At 63.4% G+C, this 15,946-nt stretch carries 18 protein-coding genes; 11 read left to right on the top strand and 7 right to left on the bottom strand.

Features of this window, described 5'->3' with window-relative positions; genetic code table 11:
• Positions 1–42 precede the first annotated feature (42 nt).
• Entirely contained in the window at positions 43–822 is a 780-nt protein-coding gene (locus tag PAF12_RS11870; protein ID WP_271107153.1) for a hypothetical protein, read from the top strand.
• Positions 768–1,628 carry a glycosyltransferase gene (locus PAF12_RS11865; RefSeq protein ID WP_271107152.1) on the top strand — a complete coding sequence of 287 codons (861 nt, stop codon included), beginning with the start codon at positions 768–770 and terminating at the stop codon, positions 1,626–1,628. Before PAF12_RS11870 ends, PAF12_RS11865 begins: the two co-directional genes overlap by 55 nt.
• Positions 1,629–1,677: 49 nt before the next feature.
• Here PAF12_RS11865 and PAF12_RS11860 read toward each other — a convergent pair whose 3' ends face one another.
• On the bottom strand, positions 1,678–1,905 hold the full coding sequence (locus PAF12_RS11860) for a DUF1150 family protein (RefSeq protein ID WP_271107151.1): 228 nt from the start codon (positions 1,903–1,905) through the stop codon (positions 1,678–1,680).
• Between the two features lie 13 nt (positions 1,906–1,918).
• Entirely contained in the window at positions 1,919–2,329 is a 411-nt protein-coding gene (locus PAF12_RS11855; RefSeq protein WP_271107150.1) for an Hsp20 family protein, read from the bottom strand.
• Between the two features lie 192 nt (positions 2,330–2,521).
• Between PAF12_RS11855 and PAF12_RS11850 the strand changes: the two genes are divergently transcribed.
• The 4 genes from PAF12_RS11850 (at position 2,522) to PAF12_RS11835 (ending at position 4,808) form a co-directional block, all read left to right on the top strand.
• A complete protein-coding gene (locus PAF12_RS11850; RefSeq protein WP_271107149.1) occupies positions 2,522–2,740 on the top strand; it encodes a YdcH family protein in 219 nt (72 codons plus the stop codon).
• A 79-nt stretch (positions 2,741–2,819) separates the two neighbouring features.
• A complete protein-coding gene (gene purE, locus PAF12_RS11845; protein WP_271107148.1) occupies positions 2,820–3,320 on the top strand; it encodes a 5-(carboxyamino)imidazole ribonucleotide mutase in 501 nt (166 codons plus the stop codon).
• The gene (locus tag PAF12_RS11840) at positions 3,313–4,362 is read left to right on the top strand and encodes a 5-(carboxyamino)imidazole ribonucleotide synthase (protein WP_271107147.1); all 1,050 of its coding nucleotides are present in this window, start codon (positions 3,313–3,315) and stop codon (positions 4,360–4,362) included. Before purE ends, PAF12_RS11840 begins: the two co-directional genes overlap by 8 nt.
• A gap of 2 nt (positions 4,363–4,364) precedes the next feature.
• Complete coding sequence (locus tag PAF12_RS11835) at positions 4,365–4,808, top strand: NUDIX domain-containing protein (protein ID WP_271107146.1); 444 nt, start codon at positions 4,365–4,367, stop codon at positions 4,806–4,808.
• Positions 4,809–4,813: 5 nt separating this feature from the next.
• Here PAF12_RS11835 and PAF12_RS11830 read toward each other — a convergent pair whose 3' ends face one another.
• From PAF12_RS11830 to PAF12_RS11810, 5 genes are all read right to left on the bottom strand, one after another.
• A complete protein-coding gene (locus PAF12_RS11830; protein ID WP_271107145.1) occupies positions 4,814–5,992 on the bottom strand; it encodes a dipeptidase in 1,179 nt (392 codons plus the stop codon).
• A complete protein-coding gene (locus PAF12_RS11825; protein WP_271107144.1) occupies positions 5,956–6,477 on the bottom strand; it encodes a GNAT family N-acetyltransferase in 522 nt (173 codons plus the stop codon). Before PAF12_RS11825 ends, PAF12_RS11830 begins: the two co-directional genes overlap by 37 nt.
• Before the next feature lie 121 nt (positions 6,478–6,598).
• Entirely contained in the window at positions 6,599–8,422 is a 1,824-nt protein-coding gene (locus PAF12_RS11820; RefSeq protein ID WP_271107143.1) for a M3 family oligoendopeptidase, read from the bottom strand.
• Positions 8,423–8,618: 196 nt separating this feature from the next.
• The gene (locus tag PAF12_RS11815; protein ID WP_271107141.1) at positions 8,619–9,638 is read right to left on the bottom strand and encodes an alpha/beta fold hydrolase; all 1,020 of its coding nucleotides are present in this window, start codon (positions 9,636–9,638) and stop codon (positions 8,619–8,621) included.
• 7 nt (positions 9,639–9,645) lie between these two features.
• Positions 9,646–9,933 (bottom strand): SCP2 sterol-binding domain-containing protein, encoded by a 288-nt coding sequence (locus PAF12_RS11810; RefSeq protein ID WP_271107140.1) that lies wholly within the window; start codon positions 9,931–9,933, stop codon positions 9,646–9,648.
• A 58-nt stretch (positions 9,934–9,991) separates the two neighbouring features.
• On the opposite strand from PAF12_RS11810, the gene PAF12_RS11805 reads away from it, so the two are divergent.
• The 5 genes from PAF12_RS11805 to PAF12_RS11785 all read left to right on the top strand — a co-directional run bounded on the left by PAF12_RS11805 (position 9,992) and on the right by PAF12_RS11785 (position 15,944).
• Positions 9,992–10,546, top strand: coding sequence for a tetratricopeptide repeat protein (locus PAF12_RS11805; protein WP_271107139.1), 555 nt, complete (start codon positions 9,992–9,994; stop codon positions 10,544–10,546).
• Between the two features lie 24 nt (positions 10,547–10,570).
• A complete protein-coding gene (locus PAF12_RS11800) occupies positions 10,571–13,420 on the top strand; it encodes a helicase-related protein (protein ID WP_271107138.1) in 2,850 nt (949 codons plus the stop codon).
• 3 nt (positions 13,421–13,423) lie between these two features.
• Positions 13,424–14,026, top strand: a complete 603-nt coding sequence (locus PAF12_RS11795) for a pyridoxamine 5'-phosphate oxidase family protein (RefSeq protein ID WP_271107137.1) — start codon at positions 13,424–13,426, stop codon at positions 14,024–14,026.
• Between the two features lie 104 nt (positions 14,027–14,130).
• Positions 14,131–15,141, top strand: coding sequence for a tRNA dihydrouridine(20/20a) synthase DusA (dusA, locus tag PAF12_RS11790; protein ID WP_271107135.1), 1,011 nt, complete (start codon positions 14,131–14,133; stop codon positions 15,139–15,141).
• Positions 15,138–15,944 (top strand): sulfite exporter TauE/SafE family protein, encoded by an 807-nt coding sequence (locus PAF12_RS11785; protein ID WP_271107134.1) that lies wholly within the window; start codon positions 15,138–15,140, stop codon positions 15,942–15,944. Before dusA ends, PAF12_RS11785 begins: the two co-directional genes overlap by 4 nt.
• The last annotated feature ends 2 nt before the right edge of the window (positions 15,945–15,946 follow it).

The following is a 15,946-nucleotide window of genomic DNA, read 5'->3' as shown; positions in this document are numbered from 1 at the left end:
GCCGGGTCATGATGATCCGGCGCTTTTCATTGCGGAGACCGAATGTCCGACATCGTGAATATCATCTGCATGAAGTGGGGCACCATGTATGGGGCCGAAGATGTGAACCGGCTTTACGCGCAGGTTGAGCGCAATCTGGCCCGGCCGCATCGTTTCGTTTGTTTCACCGATGATGCCGAGGGCATCGACGCGGGCGTCGACTGCCTGCCGCTGCCGGAGCTTGGATTGCCGGAGGGGCATGGCGACACACGCTGGCGCAAGCTGGCGCTGTTCCGGCGCGATCTTGGCGGGATGACCGGGCAGGTGGCGCTGTTTCTGGATCTGGATCTGGTTGTGGTCGACGATCTGTCGCCCTTCTTCGATCTGGAGGGCGATTTCTTCATCATCCGCGATGACGATCTGTTCCGCCCGAAGCCGCTGCGCAAGGTGAACCCGGAGCGGGATCGGTTTTTACACTCGGTCGGCAATTCCTCGGTGTTTCGCTATGTGGTGGGGGATCACACCTATATCCTCGACGCTTATCTGGCTGACCCGAAGGCCGCGACCTCGGGTTATGAAATCAGCCAGCAGTTCCAGAGCGCGCAACTGGCGAGGCACGGGCATCTGAATTACTGGCCGAAAGGCTGGGTGGTCAGCTTCAAGAATGATTGCGTTCCGCGGAATTTCCGCAGCTATTTCGCTGACCCGACCCTGCCCGATGGCGCGAAGATCGTCGCCTTTGCCGGTGCGCCGAAGATGGAGGATGTGTTCGCCGGGCGGGGGCATAAATGGTATCGGCGGATCGGCAGGATCGACTGGCTGCGGAAGGCTTGGCAGGGATGAGTTTCGGCTGGTTTCGTCGCTGGAAACATGACCGGCGGATTGCGCGGGCGCGGGCGGAGATCGCGGGGCGGGATTTTGAACCCGCTGCACATGGTCTGGATGCGCCGCTGATTGTCAGCCTGACCAGCTATGCGGCGCGGTTTCCGGCGGTTGTGATGGTGCTGGAATCGCTGAGCCGCCAGACTGTGCGGCCCGACCGGATCATTTTGTGGCTGGATGAGGAGGACCGGGACGCGCTGCCCGACCGGATCGGGCAGATGGGCGTTGAGGTCAAGTTCTGCCCGAACTGGAAATCCTACAAGAAGATCGTGCCGACGCTGCTTGAGGCACCTGACAGCTATATCGTGACCGCCGATGACGATGTGTATTACGGGCCGGACTGGCTCGCCGCTCTGGTGGGGCGGGCGAGTGCCGGGGTGGTGTGTCATCGCGCGCATGAGGTCGTGCTGGACAATACCGGGCAGCCGCAATCTTATCAGGCGTGGCGGCGGAATATGGACGCGCCCGCCGCAGGCAAGCTGGTGTTTCCGACCGGCGTGGGTGGGGTGCTGTATGCGCCGGGTGTGTTTCATCCCGATGTGACGGATGCGGCGAAATTCCAGCGGCTTGCGCCGTCGGCGGACGATGTCTGGCTGTACTGGATGCATCGCATGGCCGGGAGCCTGCCGGAGAAGATCGGTGGCAAGTTCCGCATCGTGGAGTGGCCGGGAAGTCAGGCCCGCAATCTGCGCAGCGGCAACCTGACCGGCGACGGCAATGACCGAGCGGTTGCGGCGATGCTGCGCGAATATGGCTGGCCGGGCTGAGCGCGGCCCGGTCCGGGCCGCATCATTGTCGGGTCAATGAATGATCGGATCAGTGAACGCTGACCGGGCTGAGATCGTTCTGGCGGGCCAGAAAGAAGGCCAGCTTGCGATCCTTGACCAAGGCCAGCCGCGCGCCGTCGACGCCGTGAACGGCATAGAGGCTGTCGACGCCGGGCACCTGCTGACGGACCTCCTCCGGCAAGGTTTCGGTGGCGACTTCGCGGACATAGACGGTGTTGCCGTCAACTTCCGGCAGTTTGTCGAATTTCGTATGCATTGCGATCCCCTTCCTAGTTTCGGCTGATCGGTATGGTCTGGACGACGCTTTGCTGCTGTTTGCGGTGCAGCGAGATGGAGAGAAGCCCGTTTTCGAGCTTTGCCCCCCCGACCTCGACGCCGTCGGCGAGAACGAAGCTGCGCTGAAACGCCCGCGCGGCGATACCGCGATGCAGGAAAACGCGACCCTCGTCGCCTTCCGGCTGGCGTCCGCTGATGGTGAGCTGGCGGTTTTCAAGCGCGATCTGGAGATCGTCATCGGCAAAACCGGCAACCGCAAGCGTGATGGTGAACCCGTCCGGGGCGTGGTGTTCGATATTATAGGGCGGATAGCCCTCGGCCCCTTTTGCGGCGCGTTCCGCCAGTCGTTCGATCTGATCGAAACCCAGCAGATGCGGGTGCGTGGCCAGTGTCAGCTTCGTCATATGTTTCAAGCCCTTATACAGCGACTCGTCCTGATTAAGCGGGTCCCTGAAGCGGCGACCCAGTTGATAATATGTGAATTCCTGCGCGCAGGAACAAGGGTCCGGGTAAATCGGGCAGCGGGTTAACATTTTTTCATGCGTTTTCGCGGGCATCGGCTATACTCCCCGAAGGCAAGCGAAAATGAGCCAGGCATGAACTACCAGTCCGAGATGACGCATGAGGAGATCGCCCGTATGAAGCTGGGCGTTTTGCGGCGCGAACATCGGGAGTTGGACGAGAAGATCGTTCTGCTTGGTGAAGCCCCGGCCCCGCCCTCGCTGGAGATCCAGCGGCTGAAGCGGCAGAAACTGGCGTTGAAGGACCGGATCGCGCGGCTGGAAGATGAGCTGACGCCGGATATTATCGCCTGATTTTCCCCGGATGCTCGCGGAAAGATTGCGTCCCGCGACGCTGTGAATATAGTGCGGGCTTTCTGCGACGGGGGCCAGTATGGACAGCAAGCAAGCCGATGCGCCGGTCGGTATTATCATGGGCAGCCAGTCGGACTGGCCGACCATGCGGGAGGCGGCGACGATTCTGGATGAACTCGGCGTCGCTTATGAGGCGCGGATCGTCAGTGCGCACCGGACGCCGGATCGGTTGTGGGACTATGGCAAGACGGCTGCGTCGCGCGGGCTGAAGGTGATTATCGCGGGCGCGGGCGGTGCGGCGCATCTTCCGGGGATGATGGCGTCGAAGACGCGCGTTCCGGTGATCGGGGTGCCGGTGCAGACGCGGGCGCTGTCCGGGGTCGATTCGCTTTACTCCATTGTGCAGATGCCGAAGGGGTTCCCGGTCGCGACGATGGCCATCGGGGCAGCGGGTGCGGCGAATGCCGGGCTGATGGCGGCGGGTATTCTGGCGCTGTCCGATCCCGCATTGGCGGAGCGGCTGGATGCGTGGCGGGCGGCGCTGTCGGCCTCCATCCCGGAGGTGCCGAGCGATGAGTGAAGCTTTGTCGCGCGGATCGGTGATCGGCATTCTGGGTGGCGGCCAGCTTGGCCGGATGCTGTCGGTGGCGGCGTCACGGCTGGGCTATCGCTGCCATATCTATGAGCCGGGGCAGGCGCCTGCGGGGGATGTGGCCCATGTGGTGACCTTTGCCGGGTATGACGACGCGGCGGCGCTGGGGTCATTTGCGGAAGCGGTCGATGTCATCACCTATGAGTTTGAGAATGTGCCGGCGGAATCGCTCGATTTGCTGGAATCGCTGCGTCCGATCAGGCCGAACCGGCGCGCGCTTGCGGTGTCGCAGGACCGGCTGACGGAAAAGGAGTTTCTGGCCGGTCTGGGTCTGCGCACGGCACCGTTCGCGAATGTCGAAAGCGTCGACGAGCTTCCGGCGGCGATTGAGCGGATCGGGGTGCCTTCGATCCTCAAGACCCGCAGGCTGGGCTATGACGGCAAGGGGCAGATCCGGTTCACCGATGCGACACAGCGCGACTGGACCGGTGCGCCTTCGGTGCTGGAGGGGTTCGTGGATTTCTTCGCCGAGATCAGCGTGATCGTGGCGCGGGCAGCGGATGGCGCGGTTGCGGCCTTCGATCCGGGGCTGAACGTGCATGAGGGCGGCATTCTGCGGACGACCACAGTGCCCTGCGGATTGCCGCAAAGCCTGCTGACCGATGCGGTGCTGATGGCGGCAAAGATCGCGGGCGCGCTCGATTATGTCGGTGTGATGGGGGTGGAGTTGTTCGTGACGCGCGACGGGCTGGTGGTGAATGAGATCGCGCCGCGGGTGCATAACTCCGGCCACTGGACGCAGGCGGGTTGTGTCGTCGATCAGTTCGAGCAGCATATCCGCGCCGTGGTCGGGTTGCCGCTTGGCGACGGTCAGCGTTACGCCGATGTGGTGATGGAGAACCTGATCGGGGACGATATGGATCGCCTGCCTGCGCTGCTGGCGGAGCGTGATGTCCAGCTTCACCTTTACGGCAAGACCGAGATTCGACCGGGCCGCAAGATGGGCCATGTGAACCGGGTGCGCCGGTGAAAATGGCGCGGCCCCGGCTGGCGGTTCGGGCGGCGATCCTGAAGGAGGACCGGCTGCTGATGGTGAACGCCTATCCGGGGCAGCAATCGGATATGTGGTGCCTGCCCGGTGGCGGGGCGGAGCCGGGGCAATCGTTGCCGGAAAACCTGATCCGCGAGGTGCGGGAGGAAACCGGGCTGCGGATCGCGGTCGGCGCGCCGATCCTGATCAATGAGTTTCAGGACTCTAAAGCCGGGTTTCATCAGGTCGATATCATTCACCGTGCGACGCTGCTGGATGACGGCAAGGAGGTGGTGCTGGACGATCCTGAAGGCGTGGTGAACCGCTTTCGCTGGGTCACGCGTCAGGAACTGGCGAAGCTGCATCACCGGCCTAGGCTGCTGGCGCGCGCGGTCTGGTCGCCGCACGCGGCCTGGTATGACCCGATGGAGGAAACCGTCTGGTAGGCCGGTCAGGCCTCGGGCAAGGTCTCGGCCAGATAGCGCATCATATTGCCGCCCATGACCTTGGCGATCTGGGCTTCGCTGAACCCTTCATCCATCAGCGCCTGCGTCAGTGCGGCCATGCCTGCGGCATCGAACGGCGCATCGACGGAGCCGTCATAGTCGGAACCGAGCGTCACCTGATCCTCCCCCACCAGATCAACCGCCGTGCGGATGGAGGTGGCGATGGCGGCAGGGGTGCTGCCGCAGGTGACGTCGGTCCAGAAACCGATCCCGATCACGCCGCCTTTGGCCGCAATGTCGCGGACCAGATCGTCGGGGATATTGCGCGGCGTCTGGCAATTGCCGCGGATGCCGGTGTGGGAAATGATGGGCCGCGCGCCCTCTATCGCGAGCACGTCACGGGCCATTTGCGGGCTGGCATGGGCGAGGTCGATCACCATGCCGCGTTCCATTAGCCCGTCCACGACCTGCCGACCGAATCCGCTGAGGCCCTCATCCTCGCCGTCGCCATGCAGCGAACTGCCGAGCGCGTTGTCGAAGAAATGGGTCAGGCCGATGACGCGGAAACCGGCGTCATAGAGCTTGTCGAGATTGGCCGTATTGCCTTCCAGCGGGTGCGCCCCCTCGGTGCCGAGGATCGCGCCGACCGTTTTCGCACCACCTGCACGGGCTTCGAGATGCCGGGCGAGATCGTCACGGGTCAGGATCATCCGCACAGCCTCGGGGTCTTTCTTCGCCGCACGGCGCAAGGCGGCTGCCTGCACGAGCGCGCGTTCCAGCAGGCTGTCCCATGTGCGGATCGGGCGAAGCTGGCCCATGAACAGGCGGGTGATGTTATCCGCTGCATCGGCGCTGTTCTCGCCATAATTCTGGCCTGCGGGGCTTTTGGTTACGGTGGTGAAGACCTGCACCGCGACATTCCCCTCTTGCAGGCGCGGGATGTCGGTGTGACCGCGATCCACCCGTTTGAGCAGGTTGCGATCCCACAGAAGCGCATCCGAATGCCAGTCACCGATCACCAGCCGGTTGTGGAGTTCCTGCGCGTTGTCGCTGACCGGCCAGCCCTCTTCCGGTGTGGTCAGTGGGTTCAGGGCGTTTTCGACGTAAGCCGGGGCGAGGGTGAAAAACGCGACGGCGGCAGCGGCGATCAGGGCGAGGAGGAGGTAAAGGATTTTGCGGAACATGCGGTCTCAGCTTTTTCAAATACGGGCAACTCTGCCCAGAGGATATGTTGAGGTCCGCGTGTGCCGCCAGTGAAGATTTCGTTGCGGTCGCAGAAACCGGCCTTTTTGTAGACTTTGTAGGCGGCCGGGTTGGTGAGGTTAACCGTCAGGACGATATGGCGCATCTCGGGATAGATTGCGGCGGCATGGGCTGGCAGGGCCTGCATCGCCTCGGTTCCCAGCCCCTTGCCTTGCAGCTTGTGGTCGATCAGCACGCCGCGCAGCCCGAGATCGGTGTCCGTGGCGAAGGGGTGGCGTTGAAAATAAAGCGGGTCCAGCTTGAACATCCCGACGAGCGCGCCGTCGCTGTGAATCGCGTGGAAGCTGAGGCGCGGCGTGTCGTCGAGGATCATGTCCGCCGCGTCATTGGCATATTGGCCGGGATGCTGTTTCAGCTCCGCCAGCGATTCCAGCCGGGTCAGCGGGACGCGGGTCAAGGTGATCATGAGCTTGCCCTTTCAAGTCCCGACGGATCATAACTTATTCCGATGCCGAAAGCGATATTATCGATGTGGCGGCAAACCGGGGCGCTGGTCGCGCCGCGGTGCTTTCAGGCTGGGAAACGGGTCAGCTTTCCATTTTTTCGAGATCGTCGATAAAGCCATCGATCATCGACAGGCCCTTGTCCCAGAAGGCAGGATCCGAAGCGTCGAGGCCGAACGGCGCGAGCAGTTCGGTGTGATGTTTGGAGCCGCCAGCGGCGAGCAGGTCGAAATATTTATCCTGAAACCCGTCGGGCTCTGCCTCATAAGCCGCGTAAAGCGCGTTCACCAGCCCGTCACCGAAGGCGTATGCGTAGACGTAGAAGGGTGAGTGTACGAAATGCGGCACATAGGACCAGAAAGTCTCGTATCCGGGCATGAACTCGAATGCCGGGCCGAGGCTTTCGGTGCTGACCTGCATCCAGATGGCGTTGATGTCGTCTGGGGTTAATTCGCCTTCTGCCCGCGCTGCGTGAAGCCGGCATTCGAAGTCGTAAAAGCTGATCTGGCGGACGACGGTGTTGATCATGTCCTCGACCTTGCCGGCCAGCAGGGCTTTCTTCTGCGCCGGGTCGGTGGTGTCGGTCAGAAGTTTGCGGAAGGTCAGCATCTCCCCGAAGACGGAGGCGGTTTCGGCCAGCGTCAGCGGCGTCGCGGCCAGCAATTCGCCCTGGGCGGCGGCTAGACGCTGGTGGACGCCGTGGCCCAGCTCATGCGCCAGCGTCATCACGTCGCGCGGTTTGCCGAGATAGTTCAGCATGACATAGGGATGCGCCGTGGTCACCGTGGGGTGTGCGAAGGCACCGGGGGCCTTGCCGGGTTTGACGGCGGCGTCGATCCAGCCCTTGTCGAAGAACGGCGTGGCGAGATCGGCGAGCCGGGGCGAAAATCCGGCATAGGCGTCCAGCACGGTTTGCCGCGCCTGATCCCAGTTCACGGTCTCCGGGTTGGCGGTCGGCAGGGGCGCATTGCGGTCCCAGACCTGCAGCCTGTCGAGGCCCAGCCATTTCGCCTTCAGCGCGTAGTAGCGATGCGAGAGCCGGGGGTAGGCGGCGGTTACGGCATTGCGCAGCGCCTCGACCACCTCGGGCTCGACATGGTTGGACAGGTGGCGGGCATGTTGGGGGGAAGGTATCTTCCGCCATTTATCCTCTACCGCCTTTTCCTTCGCCAGCGTGTTGTGGACGCGGGAGAACAGCTTGATGTTCTTGCTGAATACCTCGGCCAAAGCGCGGGAGGCGGCTTCGCGTTTGCTGCGGTCATGGTCGGTCAGCAGGTTCAGCGCCGCCTCAAGGCCGAGGGTTTCGCCGTTCACGTCGAATTCCAGCCCCGCCATCGTTTCGTCGAACAAACGGTTCCACGCTGCGGCGCCGACCACGGAATTGTCGTGCAGGAATTTTTCCAGCTCGTCGGACAATTGGTGGGGCCGCATGGCGCGCATCCGGTCGAACACTGGCTTGTAGCGGGCCGGGCCGTTCGGGGCGGTAAAGACCTTCTCATAGGTCTCATCCGGGATGCGGTTGAATTCGAGGCTGAAGAACACCAGCGGGGTCGTCAGATCGGTGATCTGCGCCTGAAGGTCGCTGAGCATCTTGACGCGGTCGGCGTCGGTCGTGTTCTGGTAGTAGCGCAGCCCGGCATAGGACATGATGCGACCGGCGAGGATGTCGATCCGCTCATAACGGTCGACGCATTCCAGCATGGCGGCGGCGCTCAGATCCGCCAGCTTGCCCTCGTAATCGACGGCGAAACTTGTAGCCTCATCCTTGAGGCGGGCCAGATCGTCCTTGAGTTCCTGCGAGTCAGGGGCAGGGTAAAGATCCGTCAGATCCCAGTCCGGCAGATCGCCATATTCGGTGCTGGTCGAGGTCAGGTTCGCATCGCGGCAGATTTCGCGGTCAAAGCGCATCGGGGTGGTCCTTTCTGTTGCCCCTGATGTGCAGACTGATGGGGGCGGGTTCAAGCCCCGGATCAGCGTGGGGGCGTCCCTCCGCCCGGAATCAAGGCGCGGCACGCGCCGCCGCGCCAGCGTCCGACCGCCCGCCCGCCCGCCCGCGGTCGGACGCTGGCCCTCGCCCAACCCAAATCACGCCGAAGAGAGAAATTTAGGCGCCGGCGGGGCTTGCGTCGTCTGGAGCCTCGTCGCGAAGGGTTTCCGTGATTGCTTGAGGCTGTGCCGGGCTATTCTGCGTGGCCACTATCTCAAGAAACGCTTCGTAAAACTGCTCCCGCTGAAGTGGAGCTTCGAACAGGACTTCGTGCTGCGCGCCGTCGATTTCGAGCAGCCGAGCCGTGGGCCAGCTTGCGGCGCGGTTGCGGATGGCCGGGGCGGAGACGATGCGCTCATGCGAGCCAAGTGTGATGAGCGTCGGAATATCCGGCGCGTCCGCATCCGCCAGGCGCTGGCATTCGTTCAGCGCTGCTGCGACCCACTGGTAGCTTGCCCCGCCAAGGGTCAGTTCCGGCCATGTCGCTGCCTCGCGCAGAAGCCGCGCCCAGGCCTCGGCGTCGTTTGTCAGCATGTTCCGGCGGAAAGTCTCGTCCAGCAGGTAATTCCCGCCGCCGCCCGTGCCGATTGCGGCGTGACCGCCGCGACCCAGACGACCGGCGATGGCGGCCAGCGCGATGGCGACAAAGCGCGGCATCGGAGCGTGATTGATGTCGAACATCGGGGCGGAGAATGTTGCGGTCTGCACCGGCAACCCGTTGAGCAGTGCCGCAAAGCCAATGGCCCCGCCCATCGAATGCGCCAGCAGATGCCACGGCTCGGCCAGGTCCAGATCGGCGGCGGCTTCGACCATTGCCAGCACATCAAGCTGATATTCGGCGAAATCGGTGATATGGCCGGGGCGCGGATCGTCCTGAAGCCGGTCGGCCATGCCCTGACCGCGCCAGTCGATTGCCAGCACGTTCAGCCCCTCTGCCGTCAGCCTTGCGGCAACGGGGGCGTATTTCTCGACATATTCCGTGCGACCGGGAAACAGCAGCACGGTTGCCGTTGGGTTCTCTGCCCGCCACAGGGCAATGCGCAGCCGCAGATCGTCATCGCTGCGCAGCCAGAAGGCTTCGGCAGGCGTTTCGGCGGAACCGGCGAATTGGTGGAATGGGGCGGGCGAGAAGGTCATGGCGATCTCAGGCGAGCGCCGCGCCGAGTTTCATCGCAAGGCCCATATTGCCGTCAACGCTGAGTTTGCCGGTCATGAAGGCCGTGGTCGGATTGACCTCGCCGTTCAGCATGCCCTCGAAGGTTTCGCGGCTGGCGGTCAGCGTCACTTCGGCTTCCTCGTCGCCAGCGCGTGCGCCGCCGGCATCCATCATGATCGAGCCCTCGTCCTCGATCACGAATTTTGCGGTCCCCTCATCGAAGCTGCCCAGTTTTTGGTTCAGCGCGGCGACGGCACCGTCGATCACTTCGCTCATCACATACTCCATCAAAGTTGACTGGCAGGGCGCCAGTATGTCGGGTTACAACATAATTATGAGTCGTCGCATACCTCTTTTCCATCTTGTCGTCGCGGCAATCGCGGTTCTGGGGCCGGTGCGGCCATCGCTGGCGCTTCCGGTTGATCCGGTCTGGTTTGATGCGCTTGCGCAACCCGACGGCGACGCCTGGATCGAGGCAGAGGCGGAGATCCTGAATGCCTGGTCGGATACAGGATCCGAGGCGCTCAACATGATCCAGACACGCGGCGAGAACGCGCTGGACGAGGGGGATTTCCCAAGCGCCATCGGCCATCTGAGCGCGCTGATTGACCATGCGCCGGATCACGCAATGGGCTATCAACTGCGCGGCATGGCGTTCTGGCTGAACGGTGATTTCGGTCTTGCGGGCGCCGATCTGGCCCGTGCATTGGAGCTGGAGCCGAAGCAATATCTGGCGCTGACGCAACTCGGCATGATGCTGGAGGAGTTGGACAGCACCGAGGCTGCGGGGGACGCGCTGCGCATGAGCCTGACGATCAATCCCCATCAGCAGGATGCGATTGACGCCGCTTCGCGTCTTGACGCGGTCGATAACGGCACCGACATCTGACGTTACAAGACCGAAGGGCAGAGCATGTCACGCATTACGGCCGTGCTGGGCCCGACCAATACAGGCAAGACGCATTACGCGATTGAACGGATGCTGGCGCACCGGACGGGTGTGATCGGCCTGCCGCTGCGGCTGCTGGCGCGGGAGGTTTATGACCGGATCGTCAAGGCGCGTGGCCCGTCGGTCGTGGCTCTGGTCACCGGAGAGGAACGGATCGTGCCGCCGCGCACCCAGTACTGGGTCGCGACGACGGAAGCGATGCCGGAGGTGGTTGCTGATTTCGTCGCCATCGACGAAATCCAGCTTTGCGCCGATCCGCAGCGTGGCCATGTGTTCACCGACCGTCTGCTGAGGTCGCGGGGGCTGCATGAGACGCTGCTGCTTGGCTCTGACACGATGCGGCAGGCCATCGCGGCGCTTGTGGATAAGGTTCAGTTCATGCGGCGCGACCGGTTTTCGACGCTAAGCTGGGCGGGGACGAAAAAGATCAGCCGGATGCCGTCACGCTCCGCCATTGTCGGGTTTTCGGTCGATGATGTTTACGCCATCGCCGAATTGCTGCGCCGCCAGAAAGGCGGGGCGGCGGTTGTGATGGGCGCGCTCAGCCCGCGCACGCGCAATGCGCAGGTGGCTATGTATCAGTCGGGCGAGGTTGATCATCTGGTGGCGACGGATGCCATTGGCATGGGGCTGAACCTCGATATCCGTCATGTCGGTTTTTCCTCGACGGTGAAATTCGACGGCCGCCGGATGCGACCGCTTTTCCCGCATGAGATGGGCCAGATCGCCGGTCGGGCGGGGCGGCATACGGAACCGGGCACGTTCGGCGTCACCGGCGAGGCGGGGCCGCTGGATGAGGGGCTGATCGGTGCCATCGAAAACCATCGTTTTGCCCCGATCAGCCGGCTGGTCTGGCGCAATCCGCGTCTGGAATTCGGGACGATGGACCGGCTGATCGGCAGTCTGGAGGCGTCACCGGAAAGTGAATGGCTGATGCGCGGGCGCGAGGCGGATGATCTGTCGGCCCTGAAATCGTTGCGCGAATTGCCTGAAATCCAGGACCGGGTGACGACCGCGCCGGATGTCAGGCTGCTTTGGGACGTGTGCCGGATACCGGATTTCCGCTCGATCTCACCTGCCGAACACACCAGTCTTTTGTTGCGCATTTTCAGTTTCCTGCAGGAAGGCCAGATACCGGCTGACTGGCTCACACGGGCAATTGACCGCATTGACAGAACTCAGGGCGATATTGATGCGTTGTCAAAACGACTCGCCTTTATCCGAACCTGGACTTATGTGGCTCAGCGCACGGGCTGGGTTAAGGACGAAACATATTGGCGCGAGGCGACGCGCACTGTAGAAGACCGCCTGTCAGACGCGCTGCACGCCGCGCTGACGCAACGATTTGTGGACCGGCGCACCTCTGTGCTGATGCGCCGGCTCAAGCAGAAGGAGGCCCTTTTGGCCGAAGTGAACGAAAAGGGTGAAGTCAGCGTCGAGGGTGAGTTCGCCGGGCGTCTGGAAGGGTTCCGTTTCCGGGCCGATGCGACGCAGAATCCGGATGAGGCGCGGATGCTGAACCGGGCGTCTTACGAGGCGCTGAAGCCGGAATTCCATTTGCGTGCAGATCGTTTTTACAACGCGCCGGATACCGAGCTGGATTTCACCGAGCAGGGCGGGCTGATGTGGGGCGACGCCGCCATCGGCAAGCTGGTCAAGGGGTCCGAGCCGATGAAGCCGGGGATCGAGGCTTTCGTCGATGAGGAAGCCGGGGCGGAGATCGCCGAGAAGGTCACCCGCCGGTTGCAGCATTTCATCGACCGCAAGGTCGCCACCCTGTTCGAGCCGTTGCAGGCGATGCAGCGCGACGAGGCGCTGACCGGGCTGGCGCGCGGATTTGCGTTCCGGCTGGTCGAAAATCTCGGCCTGATCCGCCGTGAAGACGTGGCAAACGAGGTGCGCGAGCTGGATCAGGAGGCGCGCGGCAGCCTGCGCAAGCATGGCGTTCGCTTTGGCCAGTTCACGATTTTCCTGCCGGCCCTTCTGAAACCTGCGCCGACGCGGCTGCGGCTGGTTCTGTCCGGCCTTTGGGACGGGCTGGCGGAATTTCCCGAATCGCCGCCGCCGGGTCTGGTGACGATCCCGAACCTGCCGGATGTTCCGGCGTCGACCTACACGCTGTCGGGCTATCGCCCGGCGGGTGATCGCGCCATCCGCATCGACATGCTGGAACGTCTGGCCGATATGCTGCGCATGCAGGACACACGCGGCGGGTTCGAGGCGAATGCCGATATGCTGTCCATCACCGGCATGACGCTGGAACAGTTCGCCGGTCTGATGGAGGGCCTCGGCTACGCGGCGGAGAAGGGTGAGCGGGTCAAGACCCGTCCCGACCCGGCACCGGTCCCGGCTGAGGAAACGGCGGAGAACGTCGACCATGAGCATCCGCTGACCGAGGAGGAATCGGTTCTCGCGGCGGAGACCCGTGCCAAATGGGAAGCGGAACAGGCGGAGAAGAAACGGGCGGAGGCCGAGGCGAACCCGGAGGCAGCCGAGGCAGAGGCAACGGAAGAGGCCGCACCCGAGATGGAGGTTTTCTATACCTTCCGCTGGGCACCGAAACCGCGCAGCCCCCGTGGCGCGCAAGGTGGCCCGCGCCGTCAGGGCGCGCGCGCCGATGGCGACCAAAGATCAGGCAAGCCCAAGGGCGACAGGCCGAAGGGTGGTAAGCCCAAAGGTGGAAAACCCGGACGTGGCAAGAACGACCGTGGCGACAAGGCGAAGAACTTCTCCGCCCGCCCGCCCAAGGCCGACAAGCCGATTGATCCGGATAATCCGTTTGCCGTCCTCGCGGCGCTCAAGGACAAGAAGTAAGATATGCGCTGGCTGGACACGGATGAGCTGGCACAGATCTACAGCGATCCGGTCCCTGCGGCGCTGCGCAAGGTCGCGGACCGCCTGACGGATGCTTATCGCGCCTTCATCGATCGCGCGCGGTTCTGCGTTTTGTCAACGGTCGGTCCTGAAGGCACCGATGCCAGCCCGCGCGGCGATGAGGGGCCGGTTGTGCGTGTGCTCGATCCGGTGACGCTGGCGATGCCGGACTGGCACGGGAATAACCGGATCGACAGCCTGCAGAATATCGCCCGCGATGACCGTGTCAGCCTGATGTTCTTTGTGCGGGGTTCGCAGAATGTCGTGCGGATCAATGGCCGCGCGCGGATCACGGATGACGACGCCCTGTGCCAAAGCTTCGCCCATGATGGCAAGCCGCCGCGTACGGTGATCGTGGTGAAGATCGGTGAGGTCTATTTCCAATGCGCCCGCGCCGTCATGCGCTCGGCCCTTTGGTCGGGGGATGACGACAGCGACGGCCTGCCGACGCCGGGCGAAATTCTGGCGGGCATGACCGATGGTGAGGTTGGCGGCACGGCGTATGACCGTGAATGGCCGGTTCGCGCCGCCACATCCATGTGGTGAGCACCGCCCGCCCTGCGAGACCTGTTCTGCGATGCTAAAACCCTGTAGATGAGGCGCGGCGCGGATTATCTCGCGCGGTATCTCGAACAGGAAAGCGTCCGATCTTGGTGAACCCGTCCGACAGCGTCACCCGAGCCGCGCGGTTATCCGTCGCGCCGATGATGGATTGGACCGACCGCTTCTGTCGCGGCTTTCATCGGGTGATGTCGCGGCAGGCGCTTCTTTATACCGAAATGGTGACTGCGCCGGCCATCATTCACGGACCGCGCGCGAGGTTGCTGCGAAAGGATGTGGCGGAACATCCGGTGGCGCTTCAGATCGGCGGTTCCGACCCGGCGGAGCTCGCGCGGGCGACGGCGCTCGCGGCACCGTTCGGATATGATGAGATCAATCTGAATGTTGGCTGCCCCTCCGACCGGGTCCAGTCGGGCTGCTTCGGTGCCGTGCTGATGAAAACGCCGGAACGGGTTGCGGATTGCGTGCGGGCGATGATTGCGGAAAGCCCGGTCGAGGTGACGGTGAAATGCCGCATCGGGGTGGATGAGCAAAACCCGGAAGGAGTGCTGCCCGATTTTCTGGCCCGGATGCGGGATGCCGGGGTCCGGCGCATCACCATCCATGCCCGCAAGGCATGGCTGGAGGGGCTGAGCCCGAAGGACAACCGCGAAATCCCGCCGCTCGATTATCCGCTGGTGCACCGGATGAAGGCGCAGTTCCCCGATTTGCACCTGTCCATCAATGGCGGTCTGACAGCGGACCATATCCCTGAGCAGTTGCAGATCATGGACGGGGTGATGGTCGGTCGCGCCGCATATCATCAGCCCTGGGATATTCTGGGCTCGGCGGACCGGCTGTGGAATGCAGCGCCACCTTGCGCCGGTCCGGCGGATGCGGCGCTGGCGACGCGCCCGCTGATTGCCGCGTGGCTGGACGATGGCGCGCGCATTCATCAGATCACCCGCCATATGCTCGGCCTGTTTCACGGGCGACCCGGGGCGCGGCTGTGGCGCAGAACGCTCAGTGAGGGGGCGCATAAGGCCCTGACCCCGGCACAGGGGCTTGCGCTTTACGACGCCGCGTTGGATCAGGTGCGTGAAGCCACGGAGGCCGCATGACCGCCCTGATCCTGCCGATTTTAATTCTCGCCGCTGTCGGTGCATTCGCCGGTCTGATCGCGGGGCTGCTGGGTGTCGGGGGTGGTATCGTCCTCGTTCCGGCGCTGCTCTATCTGTTCAGCGGGCTGGGTTACGGGTCGGACGACCTCATGCAGATTTGCCTCGCAACGTCGCTGGCAACGATTATCGTCACGTCGGCGCGATCGGTCAGCGCGCATAACCGCAAAGGTGCGGTTGACTGGCAGATTCTGCGCGATTGGGCACCCGGTATCGCATTGGGTGCAGCCGTCGGCGTGATGACCGTGGCGCAGCTTCGTAGCCAGACATTACAGGTGATCTTTGGCGTGTTGGTGATAATCGTCGCGTCCTACATGATCTTTGGCCGCTCAACCTGGCGGATCGCGGATCAGATGCCGCAGGGGCCGGTGAAATACCTGCTTTCCGGCCTGACCGGGTTCTTCTCCGTGCTGCTGGGCATTGGCGGCGGGTCAATCGGCGTGCCGATCATGACGCTGCACGGTCGCCCGATCCATCGTGCCGTGGCGACGGCTGCGGGGTTCGGCGGGTTGATCGCGCTCCCCTCTGCCGTGCTGTTCCTGTTCACGCCGACGGAGAACGCGCCGCCCGGCACCATTGGCGCGGTCAACATTCCTGCATTCCTGATCGTTATCGCCATGACGCTGCTGACCGCCCCGGTCGGGGCGTCGCTGGCCCATAGTCTTGATCCGAAGAAGCTGAAACGGGTCTTCGCCGTTTTCCTCGCGCTTGTCGCCCTTAACATGCTGCGCAAATCGCTGTTCTGAGA

Origin of the sequence: Paracoccus sp. SCSIO 75233 (assembly GCF_027912675.1) — a bacterium.
Classification (GTDB): domain Bacteria; phylum Pseudomonadota; class Alphaproteobacteria; order Rhodobacterales; family Rhodobacteraceae; genus Paracoccus.
Note: the sequence above shows the minus strand (reverse complement) of the source record. Positions and strands in the feature narration are given on the sequence as shown.